Origin of the sequence: Odoribacter sp. AF15-53 (genome assembly GCF_003479425.1) — a bacterium.
In the GTDB taxonomy this organism is placed as follows: domain Bacteria; phylum Bacteroidota; class Bacteroidia; order Bacteroidales; family Marinifilaceae; genus Butyricimonas.
In genome coordinates this window covers 1-1,388 of the sequence record NZ_QUHC01000038.1, presented here as the reverse complement: position 1 = coordinate 1,388, position 1,388 = coordinate 1, and the positions used below count along the sequence as shown (strand labels likewise).

2 protein-coding genes are annotated in these 1,388 nt (G+C 34.3%); both read right to left on the bottom strand.

From position 1 onward, the window contains the following. Positions 1-93 precede the first annotated feature (93 nt). A complete protein-coding gene (locus DWW52_RS20860) occupies positions 94-783 on the bottom strand; it encodes a hypothetical protein (protein WP_029427369.1) in 690 nt (229 codons plus the stop codon). A gap of 87 nt (positions 784-870) precedes the next feature. Beyond that, on the bottom strand, positions 871-1,305 hold the full coding sequence (locus tag DWW52_RS20855; RefSeq protein ID WP_008620114.1) for a hypothetical protein: 435 nt from the start codon (positions 1,303-1,305) through the stop codon (positions 871-873). Between the last annotated feature and the right edge of the window lie 83 nt (positions 1,306-1,388).

Genomic DNA, 1,388 nt, shown 5'->3' with positions numbered 1-1,388 from the left:
AACTACTTTATTTTAGAATTTGATAATGTTCTGTGGATAATCGACCATTTCGAGAGCAATTAATCCGCTTGTTATCTGCCCATTCTATTCTTCTCATTGTTCAAAATGGATATTATTCTCTACGACATATTTCTTAATCGGCTCAACTATATCGGTAACGTAGTCTGTGCACTTAAAAAATTCTCTAAATATCCAACCTCCTTCACTTGCTTTGGCTAATGGAACCAAAGTTTCTTCAATGAACTCTTCATGGTTGCACAAGAGAGAACAGATTACTCCTAAGCTAAACTGTTTATCTACATATATATGTTGAATATGACCCGAATTTGAGTAAAAATCTATAATTTTTGTATATTGTTTGACAAAAGGTATGATATACGGAAAAAAATCCTTTTTCAAATCGTTTAAGAATCTCTCAACGTTAGGAGTCTTGTCACTCTTATTCCCGAAAAAATAATCCATATCCATTAGATGCTGCTTAAACCAATCAATATTATTATCAAAGCAAACTATGATGTTACCACCAGCGTCTTTTTTATTTAACGGTTCTAATACAAGACTACATAAATATGGATTCTTTATTTTAGCTGATACACCCATACAAAAAGTGTTTTTACCGGCATATCCACCTTGGGTTGTTTGAAAGTAAAACTCAATACTACAATCGTTTTCCACTATGTAAGTAAAGTAGTCTTTATTCTTTTTTGCTTTGACCACATTTACAGGAAGCATCTCTTGTATTCTTGTAAACATGTATTTTAGGACTTCCGCTTTAGTTTCCATATCACTTTTTTTAGTTCATATTATTGGGCAGATAATGTTTGGCAGCGTTCCGCTTATTCAGTCGGCTTGCTGTTTGTTAGCAATCGTTTAAGAAAGCAACATGAAATGCCATTCTTTTGGATAATCTTTATTTATCATATTGAACAGCAACTTTACATTATTGGAATGCTGTTTTGTCAATATGGAGTATATATATTCATGACAGGCGCAGCAGGCTCGTTCTTTATTAGAGGCAACACAATGAAAAGAATCATCTGTATTTTCCTCTACACAAAACCAGTTCCATCCATAGTGCTTTTGGATAGTGTTTCCTAACAGGGAACCTAACTCATAAGCTCTATCAGTAATTTCCTCGTCATCTGAACTTTCAAAATTATTGAGATAGTTCTTTATGCCATCAAGGATGACAGAGGATTCAGCACTTTCCTGCAAGCCAATAAGGACTAAGCCTTTAGCTGCAAGCTGATCTATTTCAATTCGTTCGTCCTCGTTAATTGGACGGTATTCTTTAATTTCACTCATTGTTTTATATTTATTTCGTTGATTGCTAATGTTTGGTGGCTAACCGACCTTTTTAGGGGAGGTTGAGCCGCTTGTTAGTGTCA

What these genes read in the sequence shown, in the direction of transcription:
- DWW52_RS20860 (WP_029427369.1), bottom strand. Translation starts at nt 783, where the DNA reads ATGGAAACTAAAGCGGAAGTCCTAAAATACATGTTTACAAGAATACAA.
- DWW52_RS20855 (WP_008620114.1), bottom strand. Translation starts at nt 1,305, where the DNA reads ATGAGTGAAATTAAAGAATACCGTCCAATTAACGAGGACGAACGAATT.